Here is an 18,660-nt window from a genome sequence, read left to right on the forward strand (position 1 = left end):
GAAGCATGAACAACGCCGTCATCGTGGATGCGATCCGGACGCCGTCCGGCAAGGGCAAGCCGGGCGGTCGACTGTCCGGAGTGCACCCCACCGATCTCCTCGCCGGAGTCCTGCACGCGCTCGTCGAGCGTTCGGACCTCGACCCCGCGCTCGTTGACGATGTGATCGGCGGATGCGTCGACCAGGCCGGCGAGCAGGCGCTCAACATCACGCGCAGCGCAGTCCTCGCCGCCGGGTTCCCGCAGGCCGTACCCGGCACCTCCATCGACAGGCAATGCGGTTCCAGCCAGCAGGCAGCGCACTTCGCCGCACAGGGAGTGGCCGCGGGAGCCTACGACATCGTGATCGCGTGCGGCGTGGAGTCGATGAGCCGGGTTCCGATGGGCAGCACCACCATGGGCAAGGACCCCTACGGCGAGGCTCTGGCCGCCCGGTTCCCGCAGGGACTGGTCAACCAGGGCATCGCGGCTGAACTCATCGCCGCGCGCTGGAGGCTGACCCGCACCACCCTGGACGAGTTCTCGGCACGCTCGCACGCCCGGGCGGCAGCAACCGCGGCCTCCGGGGGATTCGACGCCGAGATCGTTCCGGTCACGACCGCGGACGGCGAACCCATCAACGCAGACGAGACCATCCGGCTGAGCAGCACAGCAGACAAGCTCGCCGACCTCCCACCCGCATTCGCCGATCCCACTCTCGGCCACCGGTTCCCCGAGATCGACTGTCGGATCACCGCGGGCAACTCCTCACCGCTGACCGACGGTGCCTCTGCGGTACTCATCATGCGCGAGGACAAGGCCGCCGCATTGGGCCTGCAACCCATCGCGCGCTTCCACAGCTTCGCGGTGACGGGCAGTGACCCGCTGCTCATGCTCACCGGTGTCATCCCGGCGACACACCAGGTCCTCAAGCGGGCCGGCCTCGCTCTCGACGACATCGACGCCTACGAGGTCAATGAGGCGTTCGCCCCGGTACCTCTCGTGTGGAAGGACGAGCTCGACGCCGACCCGCAACGGCTCAACCCCCGCGGCGGCGCCATCGCACTCGGCCACCCCCTGGGCGCATCCGGTACCCGCCTGCTGACCACGCTCGTCCACCACCTCAAAGACACCGGCGGCCGCTACGGCCTGCAAACGATGTGCGAAGCAGGCGGCATGGCCAACGCCACGATCATCGAACGCCTGTGACCCGTCGCCTGCTTTGACAACCGGAGTATCGAATGGACATTGCTGAAACATCTGCATTGATCACGGGTGGCGCTTCGGGGCTCGGCCTGGCCACCGCTCAACGGCTGGCTGCCGCAGGCGCACTGGTCACACTTCTCGACCTGCCATCTGCCAGGGGCCAGGAGGCTGTCGAATCGATTGGCGACACTGCGACCTTCGCCCCTGCCGACGTGGCCGATCCCGAGAAAGTGGGCGCCGCTGTTGCGCTCGCAGCGGACCGGGGACCGCTTCGGATCGTCGTCAACTGCGCCGGGATTGGCGATCCAGGTCGCACGGTCGGCAAGAACGGGCCCCTGCCTTTGGAAAGCTTCCGCAAGGTCGTGGAGGTAAACCTGATCGGTACGTTCAACGTAATTCGACTCGCCGCAGCACGCATGGTCGAGGTCGAACCCAGCGGGCAAGAACGGGGCGTGATCATCAACACCGCATCGGTTGCTGCCTTCGACGGTCAAATCGGCCAGGCGTCCTACTCCGCATCCAAGGGCGGGATCGCGGCAATGACATTGCCAATCGCCCGCGACCTGGCCGGCCGACAGATCCGCGTGGTCACGATCGCTCCCGGCATGTTCGCGACGCCCATCCTCGACGGGATCACCGACGACGCCCGGCGCTCACTTGAAACACAGGTGCCGCACCCGTCCCGGCTCGGCGCCCCCGATGAATACGCCGCACTGGTCGAGCACACCGTGGCAAACCCCATGCTCAACGGTGAGGTCATCCGTCTCGACGGCGCGATCCGCATGGCACCGCGCTGACGATCCCCATCAAAGTCGGTATCGATGAAAGGTCGTCCAAAAGCCGCCTCGCGCCCAGACCGATGCGCGTTGCGTACGCGGTCAGCCCCGGACGGGTACCGCACCCCGCGATCGTTGAGTTCCCGCGCGTATGCGGGCAACGCTGCGCCCCGCAGCGCGCTGGGTGAACATCCACCCCACCCACCGGGCGGTCGCCGGATTCGGCTCCAACCGATGCAACCGACGCCCCCACTGCGCATGAACACTATTCGGGTGTGGGCCCGCACCGCCGCCAACACCCGATGCCGCGCCTTCAACACTTCACGGTCAAGCTCAACCCGCACACCCGCCTCCGGCCAGCAATGCCATCACCACCCGCGCTGTTGGCAGATGGCCTTGATGCCAGGACCACCGCCTCGAACGCCCCGCATCGCAATACTCCGCCACAATGAGGTGATCTCAGCAAAAGTTTTGGGACTGTCCGGGATCTTGTGGGCGGGGTGGTGATCCGGGAAGCTGGGCCGTCCTGGCTCGGCGGGAAGGATCATCGTGTCGGAGGAATCGGAACAAGCGGCCTCGGAGCCGTCCGTGGTCGATGGTGTGGATCTTGCGGATTTGGTGGAACGGGCTCGATCCGAGGACGTGTCGTTAACCGGTCCAGGTGGCCTGTTATCGCACATTACGAAAACAGTTCTGGAGTCCGCGTTGACCGCGGAACTGGATGATCATCTCGGTTACGAGAAAGGCGATCCGGCGGGTCGGGGCGCGGCCAATCAGCGGAATGGCCGTTCGCAGAAGACGGTCCATACCGATGTCGGTTCGGTGCGTATCGATATTCCACGGGACCGCAACGGATCGTTCGATCCGCAGATCGTGCCGAAACACGCACGCCGCATCGAGGGATTCGACGAATCGGTTATCTCGCTGTACGCGAAGGGATTGACTACCGGCGAGATCCAGAAGCACCTATCCGAGATCTACGACGTCGACGTGTCCCGAGAGTTGATCTCGAAGATCACCGACAAAGTCGTGGCGGAAATGAATGAATGGCAGGTCCGCCCGCTGGACCGGGTATATCCGGTCGTGCTGATCGATGCAATTTTTGTGAAAATCCGGGACCGCCAGGTCGCCAACCGGCCGATCTACGTGGCCGTGGGCGTGACCCTGGCCGGGCAACGAGAGGTGCTGGGCCTGTGGGCCGGCACCGGCGGTGAGGGCGCCAAACACTGGGCCGGCGTGCTGACCGAGCTGCGCAACCGTGGCGTTGAGGACGTGATGATCGTCTGTTGCGACGGCCCGAAAGGGCTACCTGAGGCGATCAACGCCACCTGGCCGCTGGCCGATATCCAGCAATGTGTGGTGCATTTGATCCGGAGCAGCCTGAAGTACTCCTCCAGGAAATACTGGAGCCAGATCACCACCGAACCCAAAACCATCTACACCGCCCCTACGGTCGAGGCAGCCCAAGCCGCGTTCGACGAATTCGCCACAACCTGGGAAGACCGCTACCCCGCGATGGTCGCTACCTGGCGCAACAGCTGGGAACAATTCATCCCTTTCCTCAAATTCCCGGCCCCAATCCGGAAACTCGTCTATACCACGAACGCGATCGAGTCGCTGAATTCGCGATTCCGGCACGCCGCCCGCAGGCGCGGGCACTTCCCCAACGAACAAGCCGCACTGAAAGTGCTCTACCTCGTCATCAGAAATCCCATCAAAAACCGCCCCAACATCACTGGCAAAGTCGCCGGATGGAAGGATATACTCAACACACTCGCCATGTTCTACGGCGACCGAATCACCGAAAACTAACCGGAACGGTCACCGCCCTACCCACAAAAAATCGGTTTTTTTATGGGGTTCGGCCGCGTTCGAAATGGGTGAGGACAAGTGCGGCTTTGACGATGTCACCGATGCGGCGGGGGCTGGTGGTGATGTGGCGCAGGGATCGCCAGCGGCCGGTCAGGAGAGCGAAGCCGCGTTCGCCGAGGCAGCGCAGGGCGCGGAGCAGGCTGTTGTAGGTGTCGTTGCTGGCGTCGAGGGCTTGGTGGCTGGTGGGTTGTTTGACCGGGGTGTGGACGCCGATACCGGCGCCGTCGTAGCCGCCGTCGGCCAGTGTCGGGAGGTCGAGCTGGGAGGCGGCCCAGTACAAAGCGCCGAGGACGTGCTCGCGAGCACAGGTCAGGTCGTGCACGGAGCCGGGCTCGACGTCGGAGACCCAGAGCGGGAATCCGTCCGCTTGCAGCAGGCCCTGGATGTTGCCGGCGGGCTGGTGGGCCTTGCCTGAGTACCAGGCGTCGATGGGTTTTCCCTTCACGCTGGTGGCTTTCTCGCCCAGTCGGTCGGTGGTGAACAGTTTGACCGTCGAGGATCACATACGCCGCCCCGGCGTTATGGGCCTGGCGAAGGGCTTCGTGCAGGTCCGGGGCCTGGGCGGCCAGAACGTCGATGACTTCGGCCAGATATCGGTAGCCGGTCGCGCGGGAGATGCCGTGATCGCGGGCCAGAGCGGTGACGTCGCGGTGATCCCGGAACCAGCGCAGCCCGAGTACGGCCTGCCAGAAACACGTCAGCGCCCGGGCCTGTTTCCGTGTCCCGCGCCTACGGCGTTCGGCCCGCAGCAGGCCAGACACATACAGGGCAAGTTCGCGAGGGACATCGAGGATGGCACGATAGACAATCACGTGGAGTCCTTGGCATGGAGTTGATCTTTGGCGAGTTCTCTTCTACCAAGGACTCCACGCCCTGACTTCACCCGGATCCCCACGCTGCCAACCGGATCCGCCACCTCGCGCGAAACTCATCCCAACACTACTGAGATCACCTCATCGTGTGCTCTCCTTTCAGGCGACGGGATCGGGGACGGAATTCGACGCCCGGGCCGCCGAGCAGTGTCGGGGAGCGGGCAGCCAGCATTCCAGCTTTGACCGCGTATTCAACGGCTGAGTTCAGGCAGTACGAGCAGGATTCGCAGCTTGCTTTCGATGCGCTGGGCTCGGGCGGAGGTTTCGTCCAACATGCCGGCAAGGCAGCGGACCTTCTCGTCGGAGTCGGCCAGTGGTCCCACGATTCCCTCGAGGGGCTTTGCTGCGGCGCCGGCTTGTTCGGTGGAGGTTCGGGTGGCTTCAACGATGCTTACCAAATGCGAATCGGCCCTGGTGAGTACTGTTCCGAGGGTGTCGAGCTGTCCGCCCAGGGCGCCCAGGGTCGTCTGGGCTTTGCTCAGCGAGTTGAGTGCCCCGACGACTTCGGGCAGGCTCTGCCCGGTCGCCGCGTCCGCCGACGGGAGCTGGTCGGCGGCGCCAAGCGCCTTGCCCGTCGTGGCGACCACCTCCTCGGCCTGTCCGACGCCGTCTTTGAAAATGTCGTTGGTGACCGCCAGGTCCCGTGTTACCACCAGGATGCCCGTCAGCATAGGCAGCGAGAAGATCGCGGCCACGGCCCAGGAAACTCGGAACATGTTCTCCCTTTCCTCGTCAGCGGCCTATGTTGAGCAGGCCGGGCAGCAGGCTCCCGTTGTCTGAGCTGGTCACCGGCCGCAGTAGGGACAGCACCGGAGCGACCGGCCGCAGCCTCGCCGATTCGGATTCGATCTTGCCGAGGGTTCCTGAGATCATTTTCGCCCGCGGCCCGAGTGCCTGCAGATCTCCTTGGATGGTGGTCAACCCGCTGCCGATGTTCTCCAGTTGCGTGGTCACAGATCCGACGGCCGTGCCCAGCTCGGCCACTTGCGGGGCCGCCTGGCGCGCCCGGCCGGTGACCTTGTCGATCATCGAGGGAAGGGGGCGGGCAATGTCGCCCACCGCCGCGGTTTCGGCATTGACGCCCCCGGCCGCGGGCACGAGTTCACCGGTCTTGCCGACGAGACCGTCGAGGTTTCCAGCCAGAACGTTGAGCACCTGCATGCGTTGGCCGAGATCTTCGTGCGCCGGCACCAATTCCGAGGTCAGCCGGTCCAATTCACTCGCGGAGTGGATGACTTCCGAGCTCAGCTGCGAAGGACGGCCGAGCGGGTCGGCGATGTCCCGCAAGCCGGGAACGAAGCCGTTCAACATGGCGACTGCCACGCAACTTCCGCAACCCAGCGCTGCGACCGAGGCGAACCATGTCTTCTTCGTGATCACGCTACCTCCCGGTGGAGGGCAGAAGCGCCAACTTCTGCTCCATCGTGGCCAGTTGCGCGTTGAGCTTGCCGACCAAGTCCACAGCGGTGGACAAATCGGAATTCACCTGTGAAACGCTCATGTGCGCATCTCTGGCGATGCTGTTCAAACTTCCCGCGGACTGTTGCAGCATGTCGGCCACGGCGCGCAGGTCTTGCGCCAATGCCACATCACCTCGCCCCGCCTCGAGCAGGCGCGCCACGTCGGGCAAAGTGGCCGAAAGGGCATTGACATCCTTCTCGGTCGTTTCGTTCAACCGGCTCAGCACACCGTATAACCGTTGAAGGTGGTTCTTGGCCTGCGCCGCTGCGGCGAAGTCCGCGCGAGAAGAGAAGTAGTCGTTGGCCGTGTGGAAGTTGTGCACGACCTGCTGGGCGCTGTGCTGCACAGCGAGTCCCTTCTGCACGGTGAACATGACCAGTACGAACAGGACGATCGAGATCATCGCAGCCACCCGCCCGGTCCATTCGGTGATGATCGCTGTCGCGCTGGAGCTGCGCACTGCTTCGGCCGGGATATCCGTTCGTCGTTCCATTTCCGCCTCCAGCACCTGCCGAGCGCCAAGCTCAGAGGGGCAGTGAATCGTTGATCCGCTCCGCCGCGGCCACAGCCGCTTCCAGATCCGTTACCAGGCCACGTAGGATCGCTACCAGCTGTTTGCCCTGGTCACCGAATTCCTCCGCCGAGCCGACGAGGGGCACCACGCGTCCGCGGACCTGTTCGAGGACGCCTTTGATCGTGGCGAGTTTGTCGTTGCTCTGCTCCGCTCCGGCCGTGCCGTCCGACACCGCAGCCGCGGCCGGTCCGATGGCATCGCGCAACTGGATCAACAGCGGTGTGAGCGATTCGGTCTCGTCCACGGCGAGCTCGACGCTGTCGGCCAGCTTGTCGAGCTGGGCCAGTCGAAGGGTGAGCTTGTCGTTGACCTCGACGATCGCTCGCGAAGCCGCGAGGCTCTGCTGATTGGCTCGTTCCTGGGCGTCCAGCCGAGCGTTGAGGTTGAACACGACGAAACTGAGCAGCCCGAGCACCGCGACCCCGATCAACGACAGGATCATGCGCGCCGGGCCGTGCCTGGGTCCGAAGAACACGGCCTTCTCCTCGCTTGTCAATCGCCGGAAACATTGTCGGCGGCCTGATCTGCGTCCTGCCGCGCCTTGTGCACGTCAGCAGCCGTCGAACGGACGTCGTTGAGGATGGCGGCCAGCCGCGCGCGGTCCCCGGCCAGCGCTGCCTCAGCACCACCCACCGGCTCGTGGAGGCCCCGCACCTCACGCTCCAACTCGTCCAGCGAACTGTTGAGCGCCTGAACGCTAGCGTCTGTATCGTCCAATGTGGCCTGGAGGTCTCCGCGGATCTGGCCGATCAACATCCGCAGTTCGGCCGCTACCCTCGCGTCGGTGGAGCGAACATCGGACACCGAGACGTCCATGCGGTCGAGCGCGGCAAAGGCCGCCAGCGTGACCTTCTCCTCAGCCACTATCCTGTGCAGGGCGAGGTTATACCGGTTGGCGTGCACGACGGCCTGGTCAAGGCGGTACGGAATGGCAACCAAGTTGAAGATCCTCGGGCACAGGTAGAAGGTGAGGACCGGGATCAGCGCGAGTACCGTGAGCACCTGCAATGCGCGCAGCACTGAGCTCGGTTGTGCGTGCCTGCCCGGGGGAACCACATCGGTCCGCGAATGCTGACTTGCCAAAGCATTGCTGTTCACTGTTCCGTCCTTTCCTCGCGCACCGGCAGGACGCGACCGGAGAATGCCGCCCGGCACGGGTTGGTCGACGTGGTCGCCGGGGCATTCCGGCGCTAGTCAGCCACCGAGATGAGCGCGACGAAGTTCAGCGCTGTGGCGGTGTGCGTGAGTAGTCCCTTGATAACGAGGTTTCTGGTCATGATCTGCTCGAGGATCCGTCTACCTCGGCGGGTGAAGAATCCGACTGGCAGATAACCCCGGGCTTTCATGTACACCTGCGAGACCTCCGCGAGCTGCGGGACGCTGGCCTTGACCACGACGCTCGGCCGACCAACCAGGTCGTTGAACACCAAGGCCCGGTCTTCATAGAACACAATGCTTGTGGTCTGCTTGGTGTCGGTGCTGTGCACCGTGACCGGGCGCGGGATCGCACGGGCAATCTTGTACCGCTGCGGGGAGCTTTCCAGGTTCTGTTTTAGCCATCCCGTCAGGATGTTCGCGAGCTCGTTCGGTTCGCTATCGTATGCGGAGATCTCGTACTTCTGCGCAGTCTTCATCCGGCAACGATTCCCAATAGTCTGATCAGCGAGGCGTATGAGGCGTGACTTGTTGAAGGTGTTCATGAGTGTGCCGACACTGGCCTCAGTGGTTGGTGTCAACATGTCGTTGGACCGACTCTGTGAAGAGTTCCGGCTGCTCTACGTTGCACAGATGCGCGCAGCCTGGCAACGAGCGAAGCTCGGCGCCAGGGATGGCGGCCGCGAGTTCGGCGCTGCCCGCTGGAGGCGTGGCGACGTCGTCCTCCCCCGACAAGACCAGCGTTGGTACGGTGATGGACGCGGCTGCGTCATGACCCTCAAATCCGGCGAGGGCGAGGCAGGCATCGGCATAGCCGCGTGGGTCCATGCGTCGTAGGTGATCCATCTTGGCCTCGACGATCTCGGGATGCTCGGTCCGGAACCGCTCGGTGAACCAGCGAGGGGCCGAGACGTCGGCGATCCAGGCCGTCCCTTCTTCGAGCACGCGCTGGGCGCGCTCAACGAGTGCTTGCTTGCTCAGAATGGTCAGGCCCGTTGAGGCAAGCACCAGTGAGCTGACTCTGTCCGGGTAGCGGGCCCCCAGGTTCTGCCCGATGACACCACCGATCGACAGTCCGCAGAAGACGAAGCGATCAACGCCCAGCTCGTCAGCGACGGCGATGACATCATCGGCGAAGTCATCGACCGACGGTGTCTCGAGACTCAATGGCGAGGCTCCATGACCACGAAGATCGAAGGCAACCACGTTCCACGCTCGCGGAAGCAACCGCACCTGCTCCCGCCACATAAAACGATCGGTGCCCAGTGATGAACCGAGGATCACGGTCGGCCCGCCCGCAGGGTTGGATGCCTCATACTTGATCTTTGTCATGTTCACTCCATGAACTCTTCGACGATCGCAGCGAGCCGTGCCATGGCTGACTTGTCGTCCCGGATGGATGTGGCAGGAAAGCGGGGGAAGCCGGCGTCGACTCCGGCCGCGAACATCAGCGCTTTGATCTGGGCGTGCCACGGTTGGCCAGGGCAGAGAACCTCCAGAACCGCTGACTTGAACTCGGTGAGGTTGTCGACGATCACGCAGGCCTGATCGATCTCACCTCGCCAAACCAACTCGAAGGCGTCCGCGAGTCGACTTCCCAGTGGCATACCGCTACCGATCTGGCCGCGCCCACGCTGCTCATGCGCGAAGACCGGGAAGGCGCTCGGCTCGAGGACGTCGGAGAAGATCGCGTGGTGCTCACCAAGATCACGCAACGTCGTGATCCGCCGCTGCCCGGACGGGGTGTTGTCCTTGACCCCGACGATGCCGTCGATGGTCAGGAGACGGGCAAGCAGCTCGACCGGGATGTCGTATCCCACCACGGCCGGCACGTTGTAAACGAGCAGTGGCAGCGGAATCTGCTTAGCCATCGCGGCATAGAACTCGAAGATCTCGTCGTCGCGAAGCCATCGCGCTGGTGGGATCGTGAGAAGTGCACCGTCGGCCCCCATCTCGGCGGCGTGACGTCCCAGGATCACGCTGTCCTCGGGTCGAATGCTGCCGATCCCGACGAGGAGGGGCGTCTCAGGTCCCACGGCTCCGCGGGCGATCTCGAGCACCTTCTGACGCTCATCGACCGACTGAGCCACCCACTCGCCGGTGGTTCCGTTGACGACGAGACCGTGCGGGCGCTGGCCGACGAACCACGCCAGCACCTCCCGCAGCCTCCCCGGGTCCAGCGCGGCGTCACGGTCGAACGGCGTGGGAGCGGCCGGGAAGTAGCCGCGCCATTCGCGATGGTGATGTCGCATCCTCAAGCCTTTCTGGATCCACGGTCAAACCGACGTTTTCTGGGTCGACGGGTACGTCATGACCACCTCGTCCTCCTCCACAGATCGAGTGAGCTCGTAGTAGGTGAGCAACGGGTACGGCCAGGACACCGTGTTCGTTCCGTTCGCGTTGCGGTACCAGCTCCGCTCGGCCGAGGCAGCCCATGCCATGCCGCGATTACCCTCCTCGATCCACTTCACGTATCCGCGGTAAGCATCCTGCGTCGGCTCAATCGCGGCGGCACCAGTCACCAGCAGCTGACGCAGGCACTCGGTGATGTAGTTGATTGCGCACTCAGCCATGAACGTCTGACTGCCGATGGCGACCAGTCCGGTGTTGGGGCCCTGGACGCAGAACAAGTTGGGAAATCCGGGGATAGCGACGCCCTTGTGGGCACGGGATTCATCGCCCCAGTGCTCGCGCAGGCTGAGCCCGCCACGCCCGCGCACATCGATCGTGCCCAGATAGTTCGTGCCGTCGAATCCGGTCGCGAGCACGGTCAGATGCGCGCGGTGATGATCTCCGCTGACGGTGCGGATGCCCTCCTCGTCGAACTTGTCGATCTCCTCGGTCACCAGGACGGTGTGCGGCTGCTGGAGTGTCCTTGCCCATCGCCCATTGTCTCGCAGCATTCGCTTGGCACCGACGGGATAGCTCGGGATAACCGAATCGAGGAGGTCCTCGTGCCCGACGTACTGGCGCCGGATATTTTGGACCAGAGCGTCGCGGAAGCGCTGGTTCGGCTCTGAAACCGACTCGGTGGACGACCAGTTGGGATCGGCCTTGGTCACCGCGTACTTGCCGATTGTCGAGAACCAGAATTCCCACATCCGGAGCCACCGATGATAGGTCGGAATGTTCTCCATGAGCCATTGCCGGCCCTGCGATACCTCCGCCTCGTACAGCGGCGCCGGAAGAATCCACGGGGCGCTGCGCTGGAAGATCGTGAGCGACTCGACCTCGTCCACGATGTTCGGTGCGATTTGATAGGCGCTTGCCCCGGTGCCGATGATGGCGACCCGCTTTCCGCGGTACTCGACCCCAGAATGCCACTCAGCGGAGTGAACCTTTTCACCCTGGCACTTGTCCAGATCGGCGAAATCCGGGATCTTCGGTTGATTGAGGAACCCAACCGCACTCACCAACGCCTGAACCCGCACCGTGGACACTTCACAGGATCGCGTATCCTCCACGGCCAACTCCCACCGGGAGTCGTCTTCTTTCCAGGACGCTCGGACAACCTTCGAATTGAAGCGGATACTCTCCAACAGCCGTTCATGCTCGGCGAAGTCGTTGTAGTAATCCTCGATCTCCTCACGCACCGCGAAGTAGTGGCGCCAGTCCCGCCGCTGGAAGAACGAGTAGCTGTAGGCGAGAGTGCTGGTGTCCAAGCGGCAGCCCGGGTAGGCATTCCACCGCCACGTACCGCCCACCTTGTCCGCTTTCTCGAACATCACGAAGTCGATGCCCGAGCGCCGGAGCGCCCGGGCCATCGCGAGCCCTGACTGCCCGGCGCCGACTATCCCCACGACGAAGTCACGTCCGACGGCGACTTCGTCCTTCGTCCACGTCACCGGCTCGGGCTCGCCCAATTCGTGCCTCATGAGGTCTGCGTATTCGTCCGAACCGTCGGTGAGGAAGTCAACGAGGTCCTCGGCGGACAAGTCGGTCTGACCATTCTTGCGGCCCGAAGCGAAATGCCGCTTCAATGCGTTCCGGATCCGTTCGAAGGCTTCCTCGGCAACCTCTTGGCTCAGGCCGCCAAACTCAGGAATCGCGATCATCTCAAGGTCCAGCTTGGGCCTGAACTCGTCGGCGAGCAGAGTCCGATCACCGGACAGCTCAGCGACCGAGCAGAGCAGCGGGATCAGTTCGCCCGCGTCGACGAACCGGTCGATGTCCTGCGCACTTGTCGTCATAGCCGCTCCTCAGTGACTCTTGTGTTCGTTGCCGCGAGCCGGAGTTGCCGGCCAGACCCCAGATGCGCACCATCTCGATCCCAGGCCTCGATCGACTCCGTCACCCAGCACCCTTCACTGGCGCGCACGGTTCGAGAGCGCACGAGCACCCATGGCGAGGTCGGGACGTTTGAGGTGACGTGAGCGGAGAACTCGAGCGTGGGCACGGGCCGTGGCTGTGTCAGCACCGCGGTGTAGGAGGGCGGAAGCCCATCCAGGAAGAAGATCAGGCTGCACGGGTCGACCGGTGCATCTCGACCCTCCACCCGCATCCACGCCGTCATGGTCGGATCCGCGGCACCGGCGTACAGCCGGATCGGGCCGACGGGCCGGAGGTCGACCTGACTCAGGACCGGAACCTTTTCCGCCAATCCCTCCAGCGCCGGTAGCGAATCGGGCCCCGGCACGTCCGGTGCCTCCCGAGCAATTGTTGGCGCCTCACCCGCTTGGTCGGATCCGAAGACCGCCGTGGCGGTGAGACAGGTCCCGTCGGAGCCGGAGCCGGTGGCCTGCACGGCTCCCGCGCTACGTCCGGATCGAATCACGCGCGATTCGATGGCGAGAGTCTCGCGGATGGGCCGGTGGAAGTGCCCGGTGATCGATCGAAGGGCGTGGTCCGGGATGCTGCGCCGCATCGAGGATGCGACAAGAGACAGCGCCAACCCACCGTGGAGGCCACCGTGGCCCCAGGCGAACGGGGGGACATCGAGAACGGCGGGAGGCTCAGTGAAGAGCATCGACGCCAGGTCGTGCCCCTCCCGAGACCGGGTCGCACCGGTTTCCACCGCGGTCATCGCCCGACGAATACGGGAGCGGAGACAGGCTGCCGGAACGTGTCGATACCGGCCTGACCGTCTTCGGAGTTGAAGGTCTGCTGTGCGAGCCGAGGCATCTCCAGCTCAGCCGCTGCCTCCCCCTCCCGCAGTGCCCGACGGCTGTTCTCGAGCACGGCCTTGATCGCCAACGGCGCTTGGCGAGCGATCTTCTCCGCCAGCTGCATGGCTCGCGTCAGGTGGTCGCCATCATCGACAACCTCTTGGACCAAGCCAAGGCGGTAGGCCTCCCGTGCGTCGTACTCCTCGCAGGTGAGAATCCATCGCATCGCGTTTCCCCAGCCGGCTCTTTGCGGAAGCCGAACGGTGACGCCGCCGAACGGGAACAGCCCGAGCAGCGGCTCGAGCTGCGCGAAGCTCGCTGAAGCGGCACACACCACGATGTCGGCAGCAAGCACCAACTCGACCCCGAGAGTCAGGCACTTTCCGTGCACGGCGGCGATCAGCGGTTTGGAAAGCCGTTTGCCCTCGACCATCCAGGGGTGAATACCGCCCGGTGCGAGTAGGGAGCTCCCGCGCGACACCTCGGGACCAACTTCACGAAGATCCATGCCAGCGGTGAAGTGCCTGCCGACGCCGTGGAGCACGCCCACCCGAATGGAATCGTCCGCGTCCAACTCCGCGTAGGCGCTGGAAAGCTCCCGGCAAAGTTGCAGGTTGAAGGAATTGGCCTTCTTGGGACGATTGATGCCGATCACCATCACATGCCCATGGCGCTCCACCTGCACGTATTCGTAGCTCATGATTCTCCGTTTCCTGGCTGTTCGTAAAGGCCGTCGACCATGGAGGAGTAGCGTGCGAGGACGGCCCGCCGTCGCAGCTTCAACGTGGGTGTCAGATCCCCGGAGTCGACCGACCACTGGTCAGCCACCAACCGGAACCGCTTGATCTGCTCCGGTCGAGACACTCGCTCATTGGCCAGGTCAACGATCCGCTGCGCTTCGTGGAGCACAACAGGGTGCTCAACCAGCTCCGCCAGGTCGCCCGCGATACCGAATTCGGTGGCGAATGACAGGAGCGCAGGCTCATTGACGGTCATGATCCCAGTGATGTATGGCCTTCCATCGCCGATCGCAATGACCTGGTTGATGAAACCGTGGCCCGAGATCTTGTCTTCGATCGCCGTCGGCGAGATATTCTTCCCCGAGGCGTTGACGATCATTTCTTTCTTACGGTCGGTCACGTGCAGGCGTCCAGCTTCATCGAGGTGCCCGATGTCCCCGGTTGCGAGCCAGTCGCCCACGAAGAGCCCCGACTCGTCTGGTGCCATGTTTCGATAGCCGGGGGTGTTCCCGGGGCCCCGAATGAGGATCTCCCCATCTTCGGCGATCGCGATCTCGCAGCCGGGCACGGCAAAGCCGACACTCCCCCGGCTGGCGCCGCCGATCCGCTCCCACACGGCCACTCCCGTGGTTTCCGAGAGTCCGTATGCTTGCGTGAGGTCAACGCCGACCGAGCGCCAGAAGTCCCTGAGATCCTCCGGTAGCGCAGCGGCCCCGCACGCTGGATTGACGGTCCAGTCGAGGCCGAGGTCGCGACGGAGATCGTGCAGGATCCCTTCGCGAGCCCGCAGTGCTCGAAGTCGCTGCTCGGGCCCGAGGGAACCGTCCTGGGACTGCGACCAGGCTTGCGCGAGTACGTCGCGATCGGCTGCGACTTTAGCACTGCGGCTGAGATAAGGCTCGGCCTTCAAGATCATTTTCGCCGCGCCGCGCAACTTCTCCCAGACGCGCGGTACACCCATGAAGTAGCTCGGGCGTTGCAGCCTCAGGTAGCTGACCAACTGGCTTTGGTCAGGACACAGCAGCACGTTGCCCCCGGACTTCAGCGGGAAGTAGAGGCTCCACAAACGTTCGGCGATATGCGCCAGCGGAAGATAGGAGACCACCCGGTACCCGCCGACGAAGAGGCCCATCCGGTCGAAGGCTTCCATCTCGAACAGGAGGTTGGCGTGAGTCACGATCACACCCTTGGGCATGCCGGTCGTGCCCGAGGTGTAGACGTAGGTCGCCGCGTCGTCGACACCCGAGTTGGCCAGACGGGTACCGAGTTCTCCGCGATTCGCATCGAGGCTCTCAGAACCGCGCGTGAGCAGGTCCGCCCATAACACGTGCGCGCCGGCTGAACCTTCACCCTGGCCCTGCACACACACGATCCGGGCAGCCGAATGCTCCGGCAGCGCGCTTCTGATTCGGCCGGCGCCGGTCACATCAGCGATGATGACCACAACGGGTTGGGCATCAGCCAGAATGTGTACCAGCTGCTCGTCGACGAGCGTGGGGTACAGGCTGACCGTGGCCGCTCCGCAGAGGATCGCCGCCAGGTCCGCCACGTAGTGCTCGACGATGTTCGGAGCCAGGATCGCCACGGTCTCGCCCGGTTTCACCCCCAGGTCGAGGAATCCGGAGGCCACGGCCCAAACCCGCTGACGGTAGTCGGCCCAGGTGAGAACTTCCCGGCCATCCTGGGTAAGCCAAGAGAGCGCGGGATGGGTCGGTACTCGCTCGGACTGCTCGTCGAGCAGCTGAACGACATGGGTCAGCGATGAGTTGTGCATGCCCTATGCACCCCGGAATTCGACCTGTTTGGGGTCCTTCATGAACTCTCGTGACCCCCTGGTCAGCATGACGTCCACGGCGGTCTGCATGTCGGCGGTCTCCAGGAGTGTCGGCCCGAGCTGCAGCAGCAGTTCGTCCGCATCCCGCATGCCCTTGGTCCTGGCCGTGCGCAGGACCTGCTTGCTCACCCGGTGAGCCGCGGTCGGCCCACTCGCCAGCGATGCAGCCAACGACATCGCCTTGGTCTCGAAGTGGTCCTCATGGATCACCTTCGAGACGATTCCCCACGACGCGAAGGTGTCCGCGGTGTATAACGATCCCGAGTAGGTGATCTCGAGGGCACGTGAGGCGCCGCACCGCTGCGCCAGCCGTTGGGTGCCGCCGAGGAACGGCACCGCGCCCAGCAGCACCTCCACCTGCCCGAACATCGTCGCCCTCTGCGCCACAACCAGATCGCAAGCCAAGGACAGTTCGAGCCCACCCCCGAGGCACATGCCCTGGACCGCCGCGACGGTCGGGACGTCCAGACTCTCTATGTCATGCACGACGCTCATGTAGTCGGTGAACAGGGCCCGCGCCTCGGTCTCGCTCATCCCCTTGAAGCCGGCCACGTCAGCGCCGGCGAGGAAGACAGGCCCTTCGGCGCGCAACAGCAGGGCGCGGGCGTTGTCCGCTCGAGCCTTGCCGACCTGAGTGCCGAGTTGACTCATGAGCCCGGGTTCGAGAAGGGGGGCCTTATCGTGACTGATGGTTAGCACGGACAGGTCATCGACGAGCTGGTAATCGACACTAGACATGACGAATGAGGTTCCTTCCTGGAGGGAGCGGCCAGCGGGAGAACGAGTCAGGGGCCGTCGATGCGGTCGAAGAAGTCGCGGAGTAGCTTCGCGGTGTCCTCCGGATGCGAGATGTTCGGCGAATGGCCGGCCTCGAGGCGCTCGATCCGGACGTCCTTGAGATGTTTGGCGACCAAGTCCTCCCACCCTGGTTCCAGCATGCGGTCGAGGGTCCCGGCTACCAGAAGCGTCGGTATCACACTGGCGGAAAGCGCTTCGGGGAAGTCCCACGGGCGCGCCTTCTCGGTCTGGGCGGGGTTGCGCAGGGTGGGCGCCACCATGCCCTCCCACTGACCGGGGCGCATGCTGCTCTCAAAACGCGCCTGCGCATGCTCTTCGTCCCTCGCGCCGGGAGGCAGAATCCAGCCGTCGAGCTGCCTGGCAGCTTCGATGCTCGGATCGAACTCCGCCATCTCCTTCAGTGCCTCCGGTTTCCGAAACGGACCACCGGTGCCGGAAATGCTGGTCACCGACCTCATACGCCACGCTGTCTCGGCGCGAACCGAGAGCCGGAGAACCATACCGCCGCCGAACGAATTGCCGACGAAATGCGCGTCCCTCAGGTCAAGGGCGTCCAAGAACGCAGCGAGATGACGCAACCGCGGCTCATACGGGTTCTCGCCGAAGAAGATCGCCTTATCGGTACCGCCGAAACCGAGCATCTCCGGGAGCACCAGGTGATAGTCGTCCGCGAGCAGACCAACCAGCCGCCCGTATGTGTTCAGCGCATCACCGCCATAGCCGCCCTCATGAACCAGCACGACCGTGGGCCCAAGCGGGTTGCCACCTTCGAAATAGCGTGTCCGGACCGGCCCCAGCTTGACCTGATGCTCTCTCAACAACATGCGCCACCTTTCGATTCAGGCTTTCGTCTCCTCGACCACCGTTGGCCGCGTGCACGAGAAGGTCACGAAACTCGTTGAAGCGGCCAACGTGGCGTTGACCAAGAATGGATCGTGTGGACGCTGAACTGCTAGAACGAGCGCGCCCGATGCTGGAATCTGACTGCCATGTCGATGAGCGGTGATCAGGCGATCGACTCGGCCTTTGGGTCGTCGCCGGGTGACATCGCGAACCACTTACCCTCAGGAATTCACCTGGTGAGCGGTCAGGCGACCTCGAACAGTCCGGCGGCGCCCATACCGGTTGCCGCGCACATCGTCACGACGACGTACTTGGCGTTGCGTCGCTTGCCTTCAATCAGCGCGTGCCCAGTCATCCGCGCGCCGCTCATGCCGTACGGGTGGCCGATCGAGATCGCACCACCGTTGACGTTGAGGAGTTCATCCGGGATGCCCAGCTTGTCGCGGCAGTACGCAACCTGCACCGCAAACGCCTCGTTGAGTTCCCACAGGTCGATGTCGGCCACTGAGAGCTTGAACCGATCCAGTAGCTTGGGGACGGCGGTAACTGGACCGATGCCCATCTCGTCGGGCTCGAGGCCGACGCTCGCGTACCCACGGAAGTACCCCAAGGGCTGCTGCCCTCGGCGCTCGGCCTCCTCACTGCTCATGATCACGACCGCGGAAGCCCCGTCCGATAGCTGACTCGCGTTGCCGGCGGTGACGCAGCCATCGGGACGAGCGATCGGCTTGAGCGCCTGCAACCCCTCCAGCGTGGTACTGGGCCGGTTGCCCTCGTCCTGGGACAGAGTCACCGTCTCGTACGACACCTCGCCGGTTTCCTTGTCGACGAGCTTCTTCGTCGACTCCATCGGCACGATCTCGTCGTCAAACAGCCCCTCTGCCTGCGCGCGAGCGGTACGCTGCTGGCTTGACAGCGAAAGCTCGTCCTGCACGCCTCGGCTCACGCCATAGCGGTCATACACCACCTCGGCAGTGTCGATCATGTGCGTATAGAAATCCGGCCTGTTCTGCTCGATCCATGGCTCGGTGACCATGAACTCGTTTCCGGGTACCTGAACCATACTGATCGACTCGGCGCCACCGGCCGCGACCACGTTCAGCCCTTCGTTGAGCACCTTGTACGAGCCGACCGCGATCGCCTCCAGCCCCGAAATGCAGAACTTGCTCACCGTGAGCCCCGGCGTGGTCACCGGAATACCGGCCCGAATCAGCATCTGGCGCGCGGGGTCTCCCCCGGCCACGCCGGATGTCATCGCCATGCCCATGACGACGTCTTGCACCTCGCCCGGCTCAATCCCGGCCCGGGCGGCGGCATGCTGCACGACATGTCCACCCATGGTGGTGGGGTGGGTGTCGTTCAAGGCGCCCCGATACGCCTTTCCGATTGGGGTACGGGCGGTTGAGACAATGACAGCTTCACGCATTGTTGATTCCTCAGGTCGTG

At 64.1% G+C, this 18,660-nt stretch carries 18 protein-coding genes and 1 pseudogene; 3 read left to right on the top strand and 16 right to left on the bottom strand.

Annotated elements, in window-relative coordinates:
* The first annotated feature begins 5 nt into the window (after nt 1-5).
* The 3 genes from R4I43_RS28485 (at nt 6) to R4I43_RS28495 (ending at nt 3,772) form a co-directional block, all read left to right on the top strand.
* The gene (locus tag R4I43_RS28485) at nt 6-1,187 is read left to right on the top strand and encodes a thiolase family protein (RefSeq protein WP_324268785.1); all 1,182 of its coding nucleotides are present in this window, start codon (nt 6-8) and stop codon (nt 1,185-1,187) included.
* Between the two features lie 32 nt (nt 1,188-1,219).
* The gene (locus tag R4I43_RS28490; RefSeq protein ID WP_324268786.1) at nt 1,220-1,981 is read left to right on the top strand and encodes an SDR family NAD(P)-dependent oxidoreductase; all 762 of its coding nucleotides are present in this window, start codon (nt 1,220-1,222) and stop codon (nt 1,979-1,981) included.
* A 528-nt stretch (nt 1,982-2,509) separates the two neighbouring features.
* A complete protein-coding gene (locus tag R4I43_RS28495; protein ID WP_324268787.1) occupies nt 2,510-3,772 on the top strand; it encodes an IS256 family transposase in 1,263 nt (420 codons plus the stop codon).
* 40 nt (nt 3,773-3,812) lie between these two features.
* On the opposite strand, the pseudogene R4I43_RS28500 reads toward R4I43_RS28495, so the two are convergent.
* The 16 genes and pseudogenes from R4I43_RS28500 to R4I43_RS28575 all read right to left on the bottom strand — a co-directional run bounded on the left by R4I43_RS28500 (nt 3,813) and on the right by R4I43_RS28575 (nt 18,640).
* Nucleotides 3,813-4,644 (bottom strand): annotated as a pseudogene (locus R4I43_RS28500) (transposase family protein).
* A 251-nt stretch (nt 4,645-4,895) separates the two neighbouring features.
* Nucleotides 4,896-5,399, bottom strand: a complete 504-nt coding sequence (locus tag R4I43_RS28505; RefSeq protein ID WP_324268788.1) for a hypothetical protein — start codon at nt 5,397-5,399, stop codon at nt 4,896-4,898.
* Between the two features lie 37 nt (nt 5,400-5,436).
* The gene (locus tag R4I43_RS28510) at nt 5,437-6,084 is read right to left on the bottom strand and encodes a hypothetical protein (protein WP_324268789.1); all 648 of its coding nucleotides are present in this window, start codon (nt 6,082-6,084) and stop codon (nt 5,437-5,439) included.
* A 1-nt stretch (nt 6,085) separates the two neighbouring features.
* Nucleotides 6,086-6,673: a hypothetical protein gene (locus tag R4I43_RS28515; protein WP_324268790.1), complete on the bottom strand. Its 588-nt coding sequence runs from the start codon at nt 6,671-6,673 to the stop codon at nt 6,086-6,088.
* A gap of 16 nt (nt 6,674-6,689) precedes the next feature.
* Entirely contained in the window at nt 6,690-7,214 is a 525-nt protein-coding gene (locus R4I43_RS28520) for a hypothetical protein (protein ID WP_324268791.1), read from the bottom strand.
* 17 nt (nt 7,215-7,231) lie between these two features.
* A complete protein-coding gene (locus R4I43_RS28525) occupies nt 7,232-7,837 on the bottom strand; it encodes a hypothetical protein (protein WP_324268792.1) in 606 nt (201 codons plus the stop codon).
* A 92-nt stretch (nt 7,838-7,929) separates the two neighbouring features.
* Complete coding sequence (locus tag R4I43_RS28530) at nt 7,930-8,373, bottom strand: hypothetical protein (protein WP_324268793.1); 444 nt, start codon at nt 8,371-8,373, stop codon at nt 7,930-7,932.
* An 85-nt stretch (nt 8,374-8,458) separates the two neighbouring features.
* Nucleotides 8,459-9,226 (bottom strand): alpha/beta fold hydrolase, encoded by a 768-nt coding sequence (locus tag R4I43_RS28535; protein WP_324268794.1) that lies wholly within the window; start codon nt 9,224-9,226, stop codon nt 8,459-8,461.
* Between the two features lie 2 nt (nt 9,227-9,228).
* Nucleotides 9,229-10,146, bottom strand: coding sequence for a dihydrodipicolinate synthase family protein (locus tag R4I43_RS28540; protein ID WP_324268795.1), 918 nt, complete (start codon nt 10,144-10,146; stop codon nt 9,229-9,231).
* Between the two features lie 24 nt (nt 10,147-10,170).
* A complete protein-coding gene (locus tag R4I43_RS28545) occupies nt 10,171-12,084 on the bottom strand; it encodes a flavin-containing monooxygenase (protein WP_324268796.1) in 1,914 nt (637 codons plus the stop codon).
* Nucleotides 12,081-12,917, bottom strand: a complete 837-nt coding sequence (locus tag R4I43_RS28550) for an acyl-CoA thioesterase (RefSeq protein ID WP_324268797.1) — start codon at nt 12,915-12,917, stop codon at nt 12,081-12,083. Before R4I43_RS28550 ends, R4I43_RS28545 begins: the two co-directional genes overlap by 4 nt.
* Nucleotides 12,914-13,699 carry a crotonase/enoyl-CoA hydratase family protein gene (locus R4I43_RS28555; protein WP_324268798.1) on the bottom strand — a complete coding sequence of 262 codons (786 nt, stop codon included), beginning with the start codon at nt 13,697-13,699 and terminating at the stop codon, nt 12,914-12,916. The genes R4I43_RS28550 and R4I43_RS28555 overlap by 4 nt, the downstream gene beginning before the upstream one ends.
* Complete coding sequence (locus tag R4I43_RS28560) at nt 13,696-15,513, bottom strand: AMP-dependent synthetase/ligase (RefSeq protein ID WP_324268799.1); 1,818 nt, start codon at nt 15,511-15,513, stop codon at nt 13,696-13,698. Before R4I43_RS28560 ends, R4I43_RS28555 begins: the two co-directional genes overlap by 4 nt.
* A 3-nt stretch (nt 15,514-15,516) precedes the next feature.
* Complete coding sequence (locus R4I43_RS28565) at nt 15,517-16,311, bottom strand: enoyl-CoA hydratase/isomerase family protein (protein ID WP_324268800.1); 795 nt, start codon at nt 16,309-16,311, stop codon at nt 15,517-15,519.
* Nucleotides 16,312-16,358: 47 nt separating this feature from the next.
* The gene (locus R4I43_RS28570; RefSeq protein WP_324268801.1) at nt 16,359-17,195 is read right to left on the bottom strand and encodes an alpha/beta fold hydrolase; all 837 of its coding nucleotides are present in this window, start codon (nt 17,193-17,195) and stop codon (nt 16,359-16,361) included.
* Between the two features lie 263 nt (nt 17,196-17,458).
* The gene (locus R4I43_RS28575) at nt 17,459-18,640 is read right to left on the bottom strand and encodes an acetyl-CoA C-acyltransferase (RefSeq protein ID WP_324268802.1); all 1,182 of its coding nucleotides are present in this window, start codon (nt 18,638-18,640) and stop codon (nt 17,459-17,461) included.
* Nucleotides 18,641-18,660 lie beyond the last annotated feature (20 nt).

The sequence above is a fragment of the Saccharopolyspora mangrovi genome, assembly GCF_035320975.1.
GTDB classification, from domain to species: Bacteria; Actinomycetota; Actinomycetes; order Mycobacteriales; family Pseudonocardiaceae; genus Saccharopolyspora; species Saccharopolyspora mangrovi.